The following is a 16,548-nucleotide window of genomic DNA, read 5'->3' on the forward strand; positions in this document are numbered from 1 at the left end:
TTTTGTTTTTTGTGGAGGTGTTTTTTTAATTGAATACAGATAAAATACCTGGGGTAAAAATGGCTAAGATGAAAATAAAAATCTTTTTAATTGTTTTGTTGTTTTTCTTCTTTTTTATCATTGGTATAGTGGTTCTTTTTGTTGTTAATTCAATAAATATGAGTGATGATGGAATGCCTCATTTAAGAGAAGAAGAAAATGAAGAATATACGGATATTTATACTGGTAATGGTATTGCGCCCGAAGTGTTGAGGTATAAAGCTTATTTTGAAAAATATGCCAAAAAATATTTCATATCACAACATGTAGATGTATTGATGGCTATGACTATGCAAGAAAGTGGAGGTAGGGTTTTAGATGTAATGCAATCATCCGAAAGTCTCGGTCTACCTCCCAATTCAATTACAGACCCAGAAATTTCTATTGATATTGGAACAAGATATTTTTCACAAGTCATGAAGGAAGCAGATGGAGAAGTGAAGCTTTCCCTGCAAGCGTATAATTTTGGTTCGGGATTTATACCCTATGCGAACGAAAGAGGGGGTTATTCTAAGAAGGTCGCCATTGATTTTAGTAATATGATGGCTAAAAAAAATGGGTGGTCTCGCTATGGTGATGTAAACTATGTAGACAATGTTATGCGTTATCTTGAAGAAGATAATTCCCCTATAAATGTTCGTGGTGATTGGGCATTACCGTTAAAAGAAATTATAATTACAAGTGGTTTTGGACCGAGAACGCATCCGATTACAGGTGAGTTAGAGAGTTTTCATGGTGGGGTGGATTTTGGCTGTACGCCTAGTGATAACATTATGGCGGTTAAGGATGGAAAGGTTGTAGAAGCCATTCATGGAAATACTGGCTATGGAAATTATGTTACTTTGCAACATGCAAATAATGAATTTAGTCGGTATGGTCATATGTCCTCATTAAAAGTTTCTCTTGGTGATAAGGTTAGTCAAGGTCAAGCTGTTGGTAAGTGTGGAACGACAGGGGATAGTACAGGAAATCATTTACATTTGGAACATTTAACTAAATTAGGTCAAGCACATCAAGATAAAATTGACCCTCGAAAAACATTAGGGTTAGATTAATTGAATGCTATTCGGATTTAGAGGTGATAGAATGAAAAAGTATTTACCATTAATTATTGTTGGTGTTTTAATCATTGTTTTCTTATTCGTGAAGAATGAAAATTATAGAAATGAGTTAAAGCAAGCAAAGAATGAAATAAGTCAATTAGAGAGTTTGGAAGAAGTCATTCATTTAGAAGCTGGTGAGATAGCAGAAAAATTTATTATGGGCTATTTTAATTATCAAGGCAAACCAGTAAGGGAAGATGTAGAAATGTACGTATCAGAGAAAAAATTAAAAGAATTAAACTTTGATGGGAATGAAGAATATGACGATAAATTAGCTGAAGTGAAATCTACTGTGAATAATCTAGATGTTTATTTAGGAAAATCAAAAGAGGGTAGGCAAAAAGTTTTAGGTGTCTTTATAAACGAAATTGAAATGGATGGTGCGGTAAGTTCGGTGGATTCATTCATTGAACTAGATATGGAAAATAAAGATGATGTTTGGCGTATTGTTGACTTTAATTTTTTTCAGTATTGATTATATGTTATCATAGGTTAAATGAAAATTATTCTAATTGGAGGTGATTTTCTTGCATAAACACGTTTTAAAAATAATGGTACTGATGATTTTTTCTATCAGTCTAGTAGCATGTGGAAATTCAGAAGCTAAAACAAATAATAATTTAACCTATGAAAATATAGTAAATTTAGCTATTGAGAAAGTGGAGTCAGAAATCGCTGAACGAAATAATATAGAATATGATAGTTCTAGTATAGATTACGGAAATGATTTGAGAAGTAGTTCAGATATTACAATGTGGGAAAATGGAAAATATATAAAAGTTGTTGTTTATGATAAAGAAGAAGATGATGAAAAAGAAATAACTCATTATAGATTAAAAGATGATGAATTAGTGAATATAAACGGTCATCCAGACATTGACTTTGATTCTATAGAGGAACAAGAGCCCGATTATATAGAAGAAAAAGGAAAAATAATTAAGCAGTAATTAATTAGATAAAATTAATAGGAGGTAATAATATGAGCAAAGAAGTGACTAATGAGCAGATTTTACAAGCTATTACTGAATTATCAAAAGAAGTAATAGATGTAAAACAAGAGGTAAAGAAAAATGCTGATAAAATTGACAAGTTAGATGCTAAGGTAACCGTATTATCAGAGGGATTACTAGACACTCAAGCAGAAGTAAAAATTCTTAAAAATGCAAAATGATTAATTGCAATGAAAAGCAATGTTATAAATTAAATATTTGATTTCACTAGCATTGCATTAATTAAACCTGATGATTCAAAATACTGAAAATGTTCAATAATTACGTGTTCATGATACAAAAAAATCCTTTACAATGGAAGTACAGGTGGTTCCTGTCCAAATCCAAAAGTAAAGGATAATCCGTATGGACAAGAATACACTAAAATCATCATTTGGTAAATGGGTTTCACCTATAAATACGAAAAAACTATTTGAACAAGTAGAAGAAAATAAACAAGATTACTACACAAAAAAACTAACAACTGCAGCGTATATAAAGCTCATGTTACTTGCCCAACTGCAAGGCTTCGAGAGCTTGGAAGAAATGAGCGATGCCCTAATAGATGATGGACTTCAAAAAGCACTGGGGTTTGAATCAATTAGTACATCTCAGCTATCAAGGAAGAATAATGAAATGAATCCAATGATCCTTTCCCATTTATTCTTGGACCTTGTTTACAAAATAAAAGGCATCCAATTTAAAAACGGGAAATACATGCCATTGAAAATCATTGATTCTAGCACGCTTCCATTAAACTTAACGAATCATAAGTGGGCAAAGTTCCGTAAAACAAAAGCAGGAGTTAAGCTACATTTACGACTTGTATTTATGAATAAAGACACCGTCTATCCTGAAAAAGCAGTGATTACAACAGCCAAAGAACATGACAGAAATCAACTGGAAGTTCTCGTAGACGACAAAGAAGCCATGTATGTGTTTGACCGTGGATACGTTGATTATGAACGATTTGATCGAATGACAGATGAAGGCTATTTTTTCGTATCAAGACTGAAGAAAAACGCCATCACTCGTGAAGTAGAATCATTTTCTATACCTAAAGATTCTACGGTTTTATCCGACAAGATGGTTTACATCGGTTCGACGCAAAATCGTACAGAGAATGTATTCCGCCTACTTGAAGTAGTGGATACAAAGGGAAACATTCTACGATTAATTACTAACCGTTTCGATCTAGACTCCGAAGAGATTAGTGAAATTTACCGTCAACGATGGACCATTGAGCTATTTTTCAAGTGGCTCAAACAGCATGTAGAGATCAAACACTTTTATGGCATGAGCGAAACTGCCATTCAAAATCAAATTTTCCTTGCACTTATTGCTTACTGTTTACATGTACTTATCCAGTTAGAGATGAGGAGTAAGAAGTCCTTACTCCGAATTAGCCGCTGGTTAAATAAAGCGCTGTGGAAACCTGCGTACATCTGGATTCGCAGATTTGACGATAGATCTATTCCGTAAATACATACAGTGTCGCTGTTGCTAATAGTTTAATTGTATAATTTTTCCAAATGGACAGACCACCTTTGTTTAGCCTTTGTCTTTTTGGCAAAAAATCCTGCAAAGATGCTTACTGAATTTTCAAACCATATTTATGCAATGCTAGTGATTTGATTTATTAAAAGAGCAGATAAATTATCTGTTCTTTTTTTTATTGAAAAAATAAGGAGGAATTGTTTTGCTAATGAATAAAACCATTTCAAAAAAAGAATTACAAGATATGGGTTTTTTGCCTTACCAAGCTGTTGATATTATTAGACAAGCAAAATATTACATGGTGAGACAAGGATATCCCTATTATAATAACAAAAGATTAGGACGGGTGCCTTGTCATGCTGTTGAAAATATCATAGGTGTGGACGTATCTCTGGAGGAAGGGGATACGAATGGCAAAGACTAAATATAAAGGAGTTTATACGGATAATAAAGGAAATTTCTTTTATAATATTGAACTTGGTGTAGATAAGATTACGGGAGAAAGGATTCAGAAGAAATCTAGGAAAAACGCTAATGGTGAAAAATTTAAATCTGCAAGAGAAGCTAATAAGGAAGCGACTAGAATAAGAAATGAATACCTTAGCCAAAATGGCTATGCCAATTATCGCCTTACTTTTGGTGAGTTTATGGATTTATTTTTTTTACCATACTATCAATCAAGCGTGGAAGAGGATACTTGGGCATCAAGAAAACATGCTTTTGAATTAATTAGAGACAGGTTTTCTGATAAAAGGCTTAGAGATATTGATGTCAGAGATTGTGAATCCTTTAGAACTTGGCTCTTGAATGAAACTGGATATTCTCAAAATTATTCTGCGTTGCTCTATGGAGGATTTAGACAAGCACTTGAGTATGCTGTGAATTTGGAATTTTTAGAGAAAAATATTTCAAAGAAAACAAAAGCAATTCCAAAAGCGAAAAGTGTTGTTGGGTTTTGGACAAAAGAGGAATTTGAAAAGGTTATCTCGATGATTTATACTCATAACTTTTATGAGCACATGTGCTTTGTTGCAATTTGGTTATATTATATGACAGGAGTAAGAGTCAGTGAAGGATTGGCACTCTATTGGAATGATGTTGATTTCGATAAAAAGAAGTTAAGGGTTCATCACACTTTGCAAATGAAATCAAAAAAAGATTTTAAACGAAAGCCATATACTAAAACGGAAGATGGTATTCGCACAATATCGTTAGATGACGATACGTTAGCAATCTTGCAAAACTGGAAACAAGTACAATCAGAGCATGGAATAGATAATTTCATATTAAGCTATACAGGACTACCTGTTCATAGGTCTACAATCCATAGAATTGTACAACGATATGCCAAAATAGCAAAAGTTACTGTAATACAAGCAAAAGGATTGAGGCATTCTCATGTTAGTTATTTAATTAATGAGTTTAATGCTGATGTATTAGTTGTATCACGAAGATTAGGACATAGTTCACCGGAAATAACTTTGAAACATTATGCGCACTTATGGAGTAGAAATGATGAACCACTTGCTGAAAAAATGGCAGGGAATATTAAGTTCAATTTTTCTAAGGAAACTTATATGGATTTCAATGGAAATCAAGACATTAAGATGGAATTGGTTCCCTACCAAAACCCTGCCATAAGGGAAAGTAAACTGTCTGAAAGCAGTGATAGCAAGGGTTCTAGGTAGCCCATCTACAGTTGAGTGGGAATAATTCACTAAGAGCATTTGAAGTGAAAACGTTGATTTGACTGCATTTCGATGGTACGTAAAATGGATGAAATGATTAAAAATGAATAGGTTCTCCGCCAAGATTCCGCCAGAGGAAACGGAGAAAAACGAGGGATATTGTGTAAAAGCAGTATCTCTTTTTTATTTTTTATTTGTTTTGAAGTCGCTGTATATTAGGGTTTTTTGGGTATTCGTTTTTTAGAGAGTGAGATTAATATTTATAATATTATTAGTACTTCAATACTATCTTTGAAGGTTATTCCCCGCCAAAAGTTATTTTTAGTTGTGAACAAACTTAAGGAGTTGAATAAAAACTACTATTTGAATTAGGACAATTAAGTGAATCATTTAAAGGCTATTGACACACTAGGAAAAATTGTTAAAATAGTAATGTCCAATTATTTTGACATAGGTGATACCATTGAAAAATAAAATTAAAGAAATACGAAAAAAACTGGGGATAACACAAGAGCAACTTGCCAAGGAGTGTGGAGTTGTTAGACAAACAATAAATTGTATAGAAAATGATAAATATGATCCTACACTGGAGTTGGATTTTAAATTATCAAAAACATTAAAAGTAAAGGTAGATGAATTGTTTATTTATGAGTAAATTTCATTTGAATTATATGCTGACCATGAAAGATATTGTGAGGGAGGGTAATGAAATTCTACATCAACCAACACAAGATGTGATGATACCTCCTTTAGAAGAAGATAAGGAAATATTAATTTGTATGATGAATTTCTTGAAAAATAGTCAAGACCACGATTTGTCTGAAAAATATAAATTGCGAGCAGGAGTTGGCTTATCAGCAAATCAGATTGGTTTGAATAAGCGGATGTTCGTTGCTTTTTTAACAGATGAGAAAGGTATCCAACATGAATATATGCTTATTAATCCTAAAATAATCAGTCATTCAATTTCTATGATTTACCTACCACCGAGTGAAGGTTGCCTTTCAGTTGATAGGGATATAAAAGGATTTGTCCCTAGATATGAGAGAATTAAAGTGAAAGGATTTAATATAAAGGGAGAAGAGATAGTGTTGAAACTTAAAGGTTATTCCTCTATTGTTATTCAGCATGAAATAGATCACTTAAACGGAATCATGTTTTATGAGCGTTTTAATAAAGAAAATTCTTTTAAACTACCGGAAAATTGCAAAAGTTTGTACTGAATTTCCAAATTGTTGCTACAAGTTCATGTGAAATATAGTAAATACGAAAATAAACGTTTTATTTAAATTTTGTTTGTACTTTGGAAAGGATGTTTTATAAACTATATTACTGAAAGATGGAGAATGACAAGAAGTTTATGAATCATAAAACAATATATTATTTTTGTATAATCAATTCTATGAATGTGTAGTGTGTATCGTTGCTACAAAGGGAAACTATATAGAAATCCTTAGTTTTAAACACTTTCACAAGCATTTCGTGTTTGTAGGAGAAGGTGAAAAAACGAGAAATAAAGTACTGAAAAACCACATTACCGTTTCAGTGGTAATTGATCTGGGGTGTGGGAACACAATAGAATAAAAAATGTAAGGCGTTCAAATAAAATGAACGTCTTTTTTTACGCCTAAAAACGGAGAATAGAAGGTGGAATATGACAAAACTTACTTTAGGAAGTTTATTTGATGGGATAGGTGTATTTCCATTAGCTGCTTCTCATTATGGGATTCAACCAATATGGGCAAGTGAAATAGAAAAATCCCCCATATCTATTACGAAACGACATTTTCCTAACATCTATCATTTAGGGGATATTACAAAAGTAAAAGGGGGAGAAATCTCACCTGTTCATATCATTACATTTGGTTCCCCTTGTCAGAACCTATCCAATATTGGTAAACGAGAAGGTCTTACAGGAAGTCAATCGAGTTTATTTTATCACGCAATCCGAATTATAGAAGAAATGAGGTGTGCAACGAATGGAACATATCCAGTTATCGCTGTTTGGGAAAACGTCATGGGAGCTTTTTCATCAAATAACAGGCTGGATTTTAAGGCCGTGCTTGAATCGTTCACAAATACCGAAATTCCAATGCCTACTTCTGGAGTCTGGGCAAATGCTGGAATGGTCCGAGGGAATGATGTTGATATCGCTTGGCGATTGTTGGATGCCCAATATTGGGGAAAGCCCACACTCGCTCAAAGAAGAAGACGTATCTTTCTCGTGGCAGATTTTGGGGGATCACGTGCCACAGAAATATTATTTAAAGCCCGTGATTTGCAATCGGTTTTTACGTCTTGCAGAGAGAGCTGGCTGTCCTCCCCCATTACCAGTAGAATATCTACTCAAAAAGCAAGGGGGAAAATACCCATCATCCGACCCTTTCAAGAAAGAAGAATGCGAAGTACAGCCAAAGAAAAAAATAAAAAAGGGTTCCAAGGAAGCTTTGGAAAAACAAACGATCCCTTCCCCACTTTGTTAGCGGGATCAGTCAATAACTTTTCTTTTTGGTACGAAGACGAAGAAAAAGAGGGCTATATCCGACAACTTACTCCATTAGAATGTGAACGTTTGATGGGATTACCAGAGGGATGGACAGCCCTTGGACATAAAGACGAAGCGATAAGTGATTATGCTAGATATAAAGCAATTGGCAATGCGATAGCTGTACCATGTTCGGAATATATTATGGCTGGTATTGCAGAAGTTTTATAGATTAAAAAACTAACGTGTGACAAATTTTATCTGTCATGATTTTTTATTGCCCAAAATAAGGTGGTGTGTGATTTATGGACGTATAGATTATCGCATTCAAGAAGCGTAAGGAGTGTGATGTTAAATGAATATCTCTCGTTCTCCGCCTTAATTGAAAAGTGAAATTGGACCATTCAAAATAAAAAACACTTTGATACAGTCTAAAATACAACACTATTAATATTGTTTGTTATGAAGATAAATATTTTTATTGTATAAATTTTATTTAAGTTAAAATAAAGGGACATTTTCACGTTAAATCTATTAATCGTAAGTTTTAATCGGAAAAAGATTGCAAAACGTCAACTGAGATGATATGATACTTCTAAACTACATAGTTAGGAGTGTCTCTAATGGCTATCGCTACCGATATGGAACAAATCGTTATAGAAGGTATTTTACACGCAATGTCGATTACTAATAAAGATGTTGTAGATGATTTTGAAGAAGCAATTTCAAAAAGTAATAAAAATGGATTATATGCTAGTGTATGGGCAAGAAGAAGTGACGACTTGGAAGCTCAGTTTAGCAAATTCGATGAAATAGAAGTTTTTCATATTAAAAGGACAAGTCTTTGGCAAATTGACCCTGTTTTTGATCGTAGTAATGGAGTATTATATCTATTATTTTCCGCAAATAATTTGTCTCAAGTCAGAAAAAAAATATATGAAAAAAGGAGAAAGCTCCCATTATTCTGTTAGTTTTTTGCTAAAAAACATAGGTTTACTGCCAATGCATAATGAACAATTGGAGTTTATTCCGATTGCTAATGAGGAGATAGAAGAACTAAATCTCAAAAGACAAAAAGATATTGAGAAAATGATTGGAAAAGATGCTTCGAATATAAAAAATGTGAAAATGGTAAGTGTTACTTACCATGAAGATGAAGCAATCGCAGCATTATTGCAAGAATATACTTCTGATTTCTTATTGTCGAGTGAGAGGGATATTTCTGATTTATTGGATACTCAATATTTTGGAGACAACATCATGAGTGATGATACAAGTGATTCTGTTGAGTCAAGACAGTCCTTGGTAACGTTAAAAGATATAAATAAAACAATAGATGATTAAGTAAATAGAAAGAGTGGTATATAATGACAATATCTTTCAATGGAGATAGATTGAAGGAAGCGCGTCGTTTTAGACAAATGTCCATCCCCCAACTAGCAGATAGGGTTGGAGTATCAAAACAAATGATTTCGAAATATGAGCATAACGATGCTCAGCCAAGTGCTAAAACATATCAAAAAATAATATTTGCACTTGGTTTTCCATTAAAATATTTTCAACAAGATGATGAATTTACTTACAATGAATTAGGTACATTTTATAGAAGTAGATTAACATCCACGCAATCTGAAAAAAAACCGAGTGAAATGTTAAAAAAATATCTAGCTGTATTAGCTAATTTCTTTGAAAACTATGTTAATTTTCCAGTTTTGAGAGAGTTGGAATTATCGGAAAACCCAGCTGAAGCAGCAAAGCAACTTCGCGAAAAATGGGAATTAGGGGATAAGCCAATCAAGAATATGCTTCACTTGCTTGAGTTACATGGATTTCAAGTTGCAGCAATAAATTCCCAATCTGAAAAAGTAGATGCATTTGGTAGTCAAACAAAGGTGAATGGGAAAAATTATTATTGCATTTTAATTGACCAAGATAATAACTCTTTCTTTCGTCAACAATTTAGTTTGGCACATGAATTAGCTCATTGGGTATTACATTCAGAAAAAGTAAATCCCCAAGAGTTAAATCCACAGGAATATCGTGAAATGGAGAAAGAGGCGAACATTTTTGCGTCTAACTTTTTATTACCTTCAGAAGCTTTTTGTGAAGATATAAAAGGATATGAAGATAACTTAGATGCGTACCTTAATCTAAAATCAAAGTGGAAAGTTTCTGCCGCAAGCATGGTATATCGATCAAAAAGTCTGGGATTAGTATCTTCAGAGCAGTATCTACGATTACAAAAAAGGATGAGTTCAAGGGGATGGAGGAGAAGCGAACCATTTGATACGGTTCATCCTATTTCTAAACCTACTGTTATGAAGCAAGCGTTTGAATTACTAGAACAAGCAGGGATCATTGGGGAAAACTCTCTATCAGATTTGTTGGAAAGGAAATACAAAATTAGTTTGCCGAATGATATTTTGGCAGAAATTTTAGGAATTCCATTGGAAAAGTTAGCAGACAATAACAGAGGGAATATTGTTCAAATGAGAAGAGATTAGATGTTAAAAGTTGAAATGACATTTAGTAATAGTGATATGTGAGGTGATAAATTTTGGTGAAACATAGTGGCGGAAAAGTAGGTAAGGCTGGTAAAACGCTCGCTTCAAAAAATAGTAGTAAATCTGCGAAATCTAAAGCGGGTAAAACTTTAAAAAGTCATCAAGATAAAAAGCATTAAATAATAATTCTCATAAAACGCAAGGATTTTATTATTCAATTATTAAAAAAGGTCTATATTTTGACTCATAGTTGGATTATAGAATCATTTAAGATAAACTCTAATCCCCTTTTAACAGGTTAAATCCTGAAAAAGGGGATTTTGGTATTTCTAAGTAGAAAGTAAAAAAGAAAAAGAGGTAATGAAAAATGGAATTAAAACATGTCATTCCAAACATGGAAAAAACATTTGGTAATTTAGAATATGCTGGAGAAGGTAAGGTGGAACAGCGTCGTATTAATGGGCGCATGACAACATTGTCACGTAGTTATAATTTGTATTCCGATGTTCAACGTGCAGATGATATTGAGGTGATTTTGCCACAAGAAGCTGGAGAGAAATTCTTTAAACATGAGGAAAAAGTGAAGTTAGTCAATGCCAAAATTACCGCAGAAGGCTATAAAATTGGTGATCGTGGTTTTACAAAATACATTTTACATGCTGACGATATGGTTAAAGCATAAGGAGGAAAAAGTGATGAGATTAGCAGAAGGAATTGTCATTGATAAAGAAAAGACATTCGGATTATTAAAGTTTTCGTCATTACGCCGGGAAGTGTTTTTACAAAATGAAGATGGTACGGTATCAACAGAAGTAAAGGAACGCACCTATGATTTAAAGTCACGTGAACAAGGTCGCATGATTCAAGTGAGTATCCCTGCTTCTGTTCCATTAAAAGACTTTGATTATAATGCAGAAGTAGAACTGATCAATCCTGTCGCAGATACAGTCGCAAATGCAACTTTTCGTGGTGCGGATGTGGATTGGTATATCAAGGCAGATGATTTAATTTTAAAAGGGAAAACGGCAACACCAAGCACTAATAATCAAAAATCTACACCTAACAAAGATAAATAATGAAATTTTACCGAAAAAGAGGGAAGCGAATCGGTGGTGACCCCACAAAGTTAGAGTTTTTATTATGCAGCTGTTTGGCTGGTTTGAGTTCGGTATTGTACTGGACTTAAACCAGCCAATTTTAACTTTATACGTTCATTATTGTAGTAATCAATGTAATCCTCAATTTTTCGCTTTAGCTCTTCATAAGACACTATTTTTTCCCCATAATACATTTCTTGCTTTAGAACGCCAAAAAAATTTTCCATTGCCGCATTATCCGCACATGTTGCTTTTCTAGACATACTTTGAAAGATTTTGTTTTTCTTTAATGTTTTCATCCACTTGTTATGTTGATAGTGCCAACCTTGATCAGAATGAATCGTTGTTCGATATTCAGCTTCATTTTTAATAATTTTTAGTGCTTGATTTAACGGTGCTATAACGAAATCTAATGTTGGACTGTTAGAAATACCATAGGATATAATTTCACCATTATATAAATCCATTATTGGACTTAAATACAGTTTTTGATCTTCGGTACATTTAAACTCAGTCACGTCTGTCACTAGTTTTTGAAGGCGAATGGATGTATTAAATCTACGGTTCAAGCGATTTTTAGCCACTTTTCCAACCTTACCTTTATACGATTTATAGCGAGATTTACGTGTGAATTTCACGCACCTTAAACCCATTTCATTCATAATTCGCTGGACTTTTTTATGATTTATTACATAACCTTGGCTTTTTAACTCTAAATAAATACGACGATATCCGTATTTACCCTCGTGCTTTTGAAAAAGCTCAAGGATGATTTCTTTCCACTCTTTATCTGGATCTTCTTTCTGTAATTGCTTCATATGGTAATGATAAGTCGCCTCTGGAATACCCACAATTTCTAACACATCTTTTAATTTGAATCCTTCTTCTTTGAGTTCGAACGCCAACGCTGCTTGTGCTTTTCGAGGAAGGCGTTCGGATTCTCCTGAAAAGCTTTTAACTTTTTTAAATAGGCATTCTCTAAGCGCAGAAGTTCATTTTCGCGTTCTAACAGTTCTTCACGAGATAACTCTTTTTCTTGTTTCGCTGGTTTAGCTTTATGATTTTTAGACATAGGAGGCCGTCCTTTCGATTTATCTTGCAGGCCCTCTATACCTTCATTCCAGAAAATTCTGTACCAGTTCGCAATTAATGTGGGATTGTTCATCTTAAAAACAATCGCGGTATCTTGATAAGAAGCGCCTGTCCTTTTCATAAAGTTTAATACATCTAACTTAAATTGAACAGGATAAACTTGTTTAGAATGCTTCCTGCGTAGCCCGTCCTCACCAAATTCTTTATAAGCACGAACCCACCTCTCAATTGGTGATTGGCTTGGAATACCATGTTTTTTCGCTAGCAATCCATAGCCCAAGGAATTTTCAAGATATTCTTTTACAATCATCAATTTAAATTCATAACTATATTTAGCCATATAAAAACACCCCAAAAGTCAGATTTTCACTCTAACTTTTGGGGTGCGGCACCATCCGACCAAGTGACGCCTCTCTCTTTTTTCAATTTATCTTCTTTGGATTGTTTGGTGTATGGCTCGTTTTCTTTATCCCTTTTCATGTGAGATTTTTGTTTGCAACAACGTGGGAACTTGATCCATTTCAAACTCATTTTGTAAGTACGTATGGATTCACTTCACTAATCATTAGTTTGGTCATGGTGGCAATTTGTGCTTTTGTTTATTATCGGTATCGTTACAACCATCTAAAACAGTTGATGCATCGACAAAAGCTCGCAAAGATGATTTTAGACAATCAGTGGTATGTAACAAAACAGGTGATGAATGAAAGATTTTTCAAAGATATCCCATCTAGTAAGGCGAAAGAACAAATTAGTCATTTTCCAAAGATGTATTATCGGTATGAAAAAGGCATGATTCATATTCAAGTAGAAATAACACTTGGCAAATATCAAGAGCCATTGTTAAATTTAGAAAAGAAGTTAGAAAGTGGTCTGTACTGTGAACTGGTATCAAAAGAATTACACGATTCCTATGTGGAGTATGTCCTGTTCTATGATATGATTGCGAACCGAATTTCGATTGATGAAGTCATTGCGCAAAACGGTAGCTTAAAGCTCATGAAATCAATGGATTGGGAATATGATAAGCTGCCACATATGTTGATTGCTGGCGGAACAGGTGGTGGAAAAACGTATTTTATTCTTACGTTGATTGAAGCGCTGCTAAAAACCGATGCCAAGTTATATATTTTAGATCCGAAAAATGCCGATTTAGCCGATCTCAGTACCGTCATGCCTGATGTATATTATAAAAAGGAAGACATGATGGCAAGTATTGATCAATTTTATGAAGATATGATGGCTCGAAGTGAAGAAATGAAACAGATGGAAGGATATAAAACAGGGGAAAACTATGCTTATCTTGGCTTAGCTCCTCATTTTTTAGTTTTTGACGAATACGTAGCTTTTATGGAAATGCTTGCGTCTAAAGAAAGTACAGCTGTATTAACGAAACTAAAACAGATTGTCATGTTAGGTCGTCAAGCTGGATTCTTTCTTATTCTTGCTTGTCAGCGGCCAGATGCAAAATATTTAGGGGATGGGATTCGAGATCAATTTAATTTTCGTGTTGCTTTAGGAAGGATGTCTGAACTAGGATATGGCATGATGTTTGGAAGCGACGTCCAAAAACAATTTTTCTTAAAACAGATTAAAGGACGTGGCTATGTCGATAAAGGAGATAATGTCATTACCGAATTTTACACACCACTTGTGCCAAAGGATCATGACTTTTTAAAAGAGATAGAGAAACTAGCTCAATAAGGCTGCCCAGTGCGGCGGCGTGCGAAGCGTAAGCCGCTGTGCTGGGCAAAGCCTGCGTGGCGACAGCCACGCTTTACCCCCCATTTCTAACAGGGGGGTAGAAAAACAATAAGAAACTGTTCCAAAAGCCAATAACACCTGATGGCGCAACGGTTTGGAGCATATGGAGAAGATGTCAGCTTTTAACTTTTAGTTGACATCTTTTTTTGTTTGGAGGAATGCACATGAATCAAGTACCTTGGTATCAACAATTAAAGGAAAAACGACTGGAATACGGTGTATCGCAAAATAAACTGGCTGTTCATATTGGAATTTCAAGACAATATATTAGTGAAATCGAAACTGGAAAAGTAACTCCTTCCGATTCACTGCAAGTTGCTTTGTTCGATATTTTAGAGCAATTTAATCCAGCTGCTCCTTTGGAAATCTTATTTGACTATGTACGGATTCGATTTTTAACGACAAATCCGAAGCCTGTCATTGAAGATATTTTAAAACTCAAAATGGAATACATGTTACACGAGGACTATGCGTTTTACTCCTATATGGAACAATACGTTTTTGGTGATATTGTCGTCATGGTTTCTCCTGATGAAGACAAAGGGTGTTTACTCGAACTTAAAGGGAAAGGATGTCGTCAATTTGAAAACTTTTTATTAGCCCAGCAACGAACATGGTTCGATTTTTTTATGGAAGTGTTTCGTGTTGGTGGCGTATTTAAACGAATTGATCTTGCGATAAACGATAAGACAAGCGTATTGGATATTCCGTTTTTAACGAACAAATGCCGTAATGAAGAATGTATCTCAGTTTTTCGTAGTTTTAAAAGTTACCGTTCTGGTGAACTTGTGCAGAGTGAAGACAAGCCTGACATGGGAAATACGTTATATATCGGCTCTTTAAAAAGTGACGTGTACTTTTGTGCGTATGAAAAGGATTATGAACAATACGTGAAGCATGGCACATCTCTCGAAGATACAGATGTGAAAAATCGCTTTGAAATTCGATTAAAGAATGATCGTGCATACCATGCAGTTGTGGATTTAATGATGTATGAAGATGCTGGTCGAACCGCCTTTTCTATTATTAATCGATATATTCGTTTTGTCGATAAAGACGAGGAAAAACGTCGCAGTAGTTGGAAAATGAATAAAGAATGGCAACGATTTTTGGATTTAGGCGTGAATAGAAAAATTTCTTTAACGACAAAACCTGAACCATATACGTTTAATAAGACACTCAGATGGCTAGCTCATCAAGTCGCCCCCACTTGGAAACTAGCGACAAAGATAGATGAACTCAATCAAACGAGTGTAATTAAGGATATGTTGGAACAGACAGAGTTATCCAAGCGCCATCAAAAAATACTCATGCAACAAACCATTCCTTTAGGGAAAGTGATTCAACCACAGTCAGATAACGAATGATTAACTTATGAAGGGAGAAAATCAAATGAACTTTGGCCAGAATTTATACAATTGGTTTTTAAGTAATGCACAATCTTTAGTATTAATGGCGATTGTCGTAATTGGAATTTATTTAGGCTTTAAACGGGAGTTTTCCAAACTAATTGGCTTTTTAATTATTGCTTTGGTTGCAGTAGGATTAGTCTTTAATGCGGCTGGTGTGAAAGACGTGTTGTTAAACCTATTTAATCGAATCATAGGGTCTTAAATTGTACCGTTTTTTTGTGGAAGATAAGTGGTCTTCTTATGTTCTACAAAAAAATGGTGGACCAAACGGTAGTGCGGTAGGGATTAACAAGCCTCATTTGTGTATCAGCAGATAATAAGCTGCTGCTTTTTTATGGCTATTTTTAATGAAAAGGATGTGAATTTTTATGGAAATGCAAGTTTTTATAACGAATCTTGGTAAATATAATGAAGGGGAAGTTAATGGTGCTTGGTTCTCACCACCTATTGATTTTGAGGAAGTGAAAGAACGTATCGGTTTGAATGGAGAGTATGAAGAATATGCAATCTTCGATTACGAACTTCCCTTTGAAATTGGCGAATATACACCTATTTCAGAAGTGAACCGATTATGTGCAATGGTCGCAGAAATTGAGGGTACGCCTCTTTATGATTCTCTTTCCGAAGTTCAAAGCTATTGGTTTAATAGTATAGAAGAATTGCTGGAGCACCAAGATGATATTATGTATTATCCTGATTGTGAGAATATGGCGGATGTCGCAAGGTATTTCGTAGAGGAAACAGGAGCACTTGGAGAAGTTCCTGCCAATCTACAAAACTATATTGATTATGAAGCTTTTGGACGTGACTTAGAAATCAGCGGTAATTTTCTTGTTACGTCTCATGGTGTGTTTGAATATATCCAATAGATGGAGAAG

21 protein-coding genes and 1 pseudogene are annotated in these 16,548 nt (G+C 34.3%); 20 read left to right on the top strand and 2 right to left on the bottom strand.

The annotated features are described in order from the left end of the window. Positions 1-29 precede the first annotated feature (29 nt). The 16 genes from B2C77_RS21570 to B2C77_RS04565 all read left to right on the top strand — a co-directional run bounded on the left by B2C77_RS21570 (position 30) and on the right by B2C77_RS04565 (position 11,381). Positions 30-1,094 carry a lysozyme family protein gene (locus B2C77_RS21570; protein ID WP_050351781.1) on the top strand — a complete coding sequence of 355 codons (1,065 nt, stop codon included), beginning with the start codon at positions 30-32 and terminating at the stop codon, positions 1,092-1,094. A gap of 31 nt (positions 1,095-1,125) precedes the next feature. After that, entirely contained in the window at positions 1,126-1,617 is a 492-nt protein-coding gene (locus B2C77_RS04495) for a YddI family membrane protein (RefSeq protein ID WP_050351780.1), read from the top strand. A 52-nt stretch (positions 1,618-1,669) separates the two neighbouring features. Then, positions 1,670-2,089 (top strand): hypothetical protein, encoded by a 420-nt coding sequence (locus B2C77_RS04500; protein WP_050351779.1) that lies wholly within the window; start codon positions 1,670-1,672, stop codon positions 2,087-2,089. A gap of 32 nt (positions 2,090-2,121) precedes the next feature. After that, positions 2,122-2,313, top strand: a complete 192-nt coding sequence (locus B2C77_RS04505) for a hypothetical protein (protein WP_050351778.1) — start codon at positions 2,122-2,124, stop codon at positions 2,311-2,313. Positions 2,314-2,497: 184 nt separating this feature from the next. Further along, on the top strand, positions 2,498-3,613 hold the full coding sequence (locus tag B2C77_RS04510) for an IS4 family transposase (RefSeq protein ID WP_077701890.1): 1,116 nt from the start codon (positions 2,498-2,500) through the stop codon (positions 3,611-3,613). A 223-nt stretch (positions 3,614-3,836) separates the two neighbouring features. Next, positions 3,837-4,052 carry a DUF3173 domain-containing protein gene (locus B2C77_RS04515; protein ID WP_050353461.1) on the top strand — a complete coding sequence of 72 codons (216 nt, stop codon included), beginning with the start codon at positions 3,837-3,839 and terminating at the stop codon, positions 4,050-4,052. Further along, positions 4,039-5,316, top strand: a complete 1,278-nt coding sequence (locus B2C77_RS04520) for a tyrosine-type recombinase/integrase (protein WP_050351777.1) — start codon at positions 4,039-4,041, stop codon at positions 5,314-5,316. The genes B2C77_RS04515 and B2C77_RS04520 overlap by 14 nt, the downstream gene beginning before the upstream one ends. A gap of 463 nt (positions 5,317-5,779) precedes the next feature. Then, the gene (locus B2C77_RS04525; protein ID WP_077702570.1) at positions 5,780-5,971 is read left to right on the top strand and encodes a helix-turn-helix transcriptional regulator; all 192 of its coding nucleotides are present in this window, start codon (positions 5,780-5,782) and stop codon (positions 5,969-5,971) included. Next, on the top strand, positions 5,964-6,539 hold the full coding sequence (gene def / locus B2C77_RS04530; RefSeq protein ID WP_077702571.1) for a peptide deformylase: 576 nt from the start codon (positions 5,964-5,966) through the stop codon (positions 6,537-6,539). Before B2C77_RS04525 ends, def begins: the two co-directional genes overlap by 8 nt. A gap of 431 nt (positions 6,540-6,970) precedes the next feature. Beyond that, positions 6,971-8,032 (top strand): DNA cytosine methyltransferase, encoded by a 1,062-nt coding sequence (locus tag B2C77_RS04540; protein ID WP_077702573.1) that lies wholly within the window; start codon positions 6,971-6,973, stop codon positions 8,030-8,032. Positions 8,033-8,424: 392 nt separating this feature from the next. Next, positions 8,425-8,772 (top strand): DUF5986 family protein, encoded by a 348-nt coding sequence (locus B2C77_RS04545; RefSeq protein WP_077702574.1) that lies wholly within the window; start codon positions 8,425-8,427, stop codon positions 8,770-8,772. 4 nt (positions 8,773-8,776) lie between these two features. Beyond that, positions 8,777-9,145, top strand: coding sequence for a hypothetical protein (locus B2C77_RS04550; RefSeq protein WP_077702575.1), 369 nt, complete (start codon positions 8,777-8,779; stop codon positions 9,143-9,145). Between the two features lie 23 nt (positions 9,146-9,168). Beyond that, positions 9,169-10,305 carry a helix-turn-helix domain-containing protein gene (locus tag B2C77_RS04555; protein WP_077702576.1) on the top strand — a complete coding sequence of 379 codons (1,137 nt, stop codon included), beginning with the start codon at positions 9,169-9,171 and terminating at the stop codon, positions 10,303-10,305. 53 nt (positions 10,306-10,358) lie between these two features. Continuing rightward, positions 10,359-10,484, top strand: coding sequence for a hypothetical protein (locus tag B2C77_RS22310; protein ID WP_283248477.1), 126 nt, complete (start codon positions 10,359-10,361; stop codon positions 10,482-10,484). 188 nt (positions 10,485-10,672) lie between these two features. Further along, complete coding sequence (locus B2C77_RS04560) at positions 10,673-10,987, top strand: YdcP family protein (RefSeq protein WP_077702577.1); 315 nt, start codon at positions 10,673-10,675, stop codon at positions 10,985-10,987. Positions 10,988-11,000: 13 nt separating this feature from the next. Then, complete coding sequence (locus tag B2C77_RS04565; RefSeq protein ID WP_077702578.1) at positions 11,001-11,381, top strand: YdcP family protein; 381 nt, start codon at positions 11,001-11,003, stop codon at positions 11,379-11,381. A 62-nt stretch (positions 11,382-11,443) separates the two neighbouring features. Here the strand turns inward: B2C77_RS04565 and B2C77_RS04570 are convergent. Beyond that, positions 11,444-12,310 (bottom strand): annotated as a pseudogene (locus B2C77_RS04570) (IS3 family transposase); the annotation flags it as partial. After that, positions 12,271-12,834: a helix-turn-helix domain-containing protein gene (locus B2C77_RS04575; RefSeq protein WP_077701823.1), complete on the bottom strand. Its 564-nt coding sequence runs from the start codon at positions 12,832-12,834 to the stop codon at positions 12,271-12,273. The pseudogene B2C77_RS04570 and the gene B2C77_RS04575, both read right to left, overlap by 40 nt. Positions 12,835-12,872: 38 nt before the next feature. On the opposite strand from B2C77_RS04575, the gene B2C77_RS04580 reads away from it, so the two are divergent. The 4 genes from B2C77_RS04580 to B2C77_RS04595 all read left to right on the top strand — a co-directional run bounded on the left by B2C77_RS04580 (position 12,873) and on the right by B2C77_RS04595 (position 16,539). Continuing rightward, the gene (locus tag B2C77_RS04580) at positions 12,873-14,198 is read left to right on the top strand and encodes a type IV secretory system conjugative DNA transfer family protein (protein ID WP_141130680.1); all 1,326 of its coding nucleotides are present in this window, start codon (positions 12,873-12,875) and stop codon (positions 14,196-14,198) included. Positions 14,199-14,422: 224 nt separating this feature from the next. Beyond that, positions 14,423-15,625, top strand: a complete 1,203-nt coding sequence (mobT, locus tag B2C77_RS04585) for a MobT family relaxase (protein ID WP_077702579.1) — start codon at positions 14,423-14,425, stop codon at positions 15,623-15,625. 25 nt (positions 15,626-15,650) lie between these two features. Further along, a complete protein-coding gene (locus B2C77_RS04590; RefSeq protein ID WP_077702580.1) occupies positions 15,651-15,872 on the top strand; it encodes a hypothetical protein in 222 nt (73 codons plus the stop codon). A gap of 166 nt (positions 15,873-16,038) precedes the next feature. After that, complete coding sequence (locus B2C77_RS04595; RefSeq protein WP_077702581.1) at positions 16,039-16,539, top strand: antirestriction protein ArdA; 501 nt, start codon at positions 16,039-16,041, stop codon at positions 16,537-16,539. The last annotated feature ends 9 nt before the right edge of the window (positions 16,540-16,548 follow it).

This window comes from Virgibacillus dokdonensis (genome assembly GCF_900166595.1).
Classification (GTDB): domain Bacteria; phylum Bacillota; class Bacilli; order Bacillales; family Amphibacillaceae; genus Virgibacillus; species Virgibacillus dokdonensis.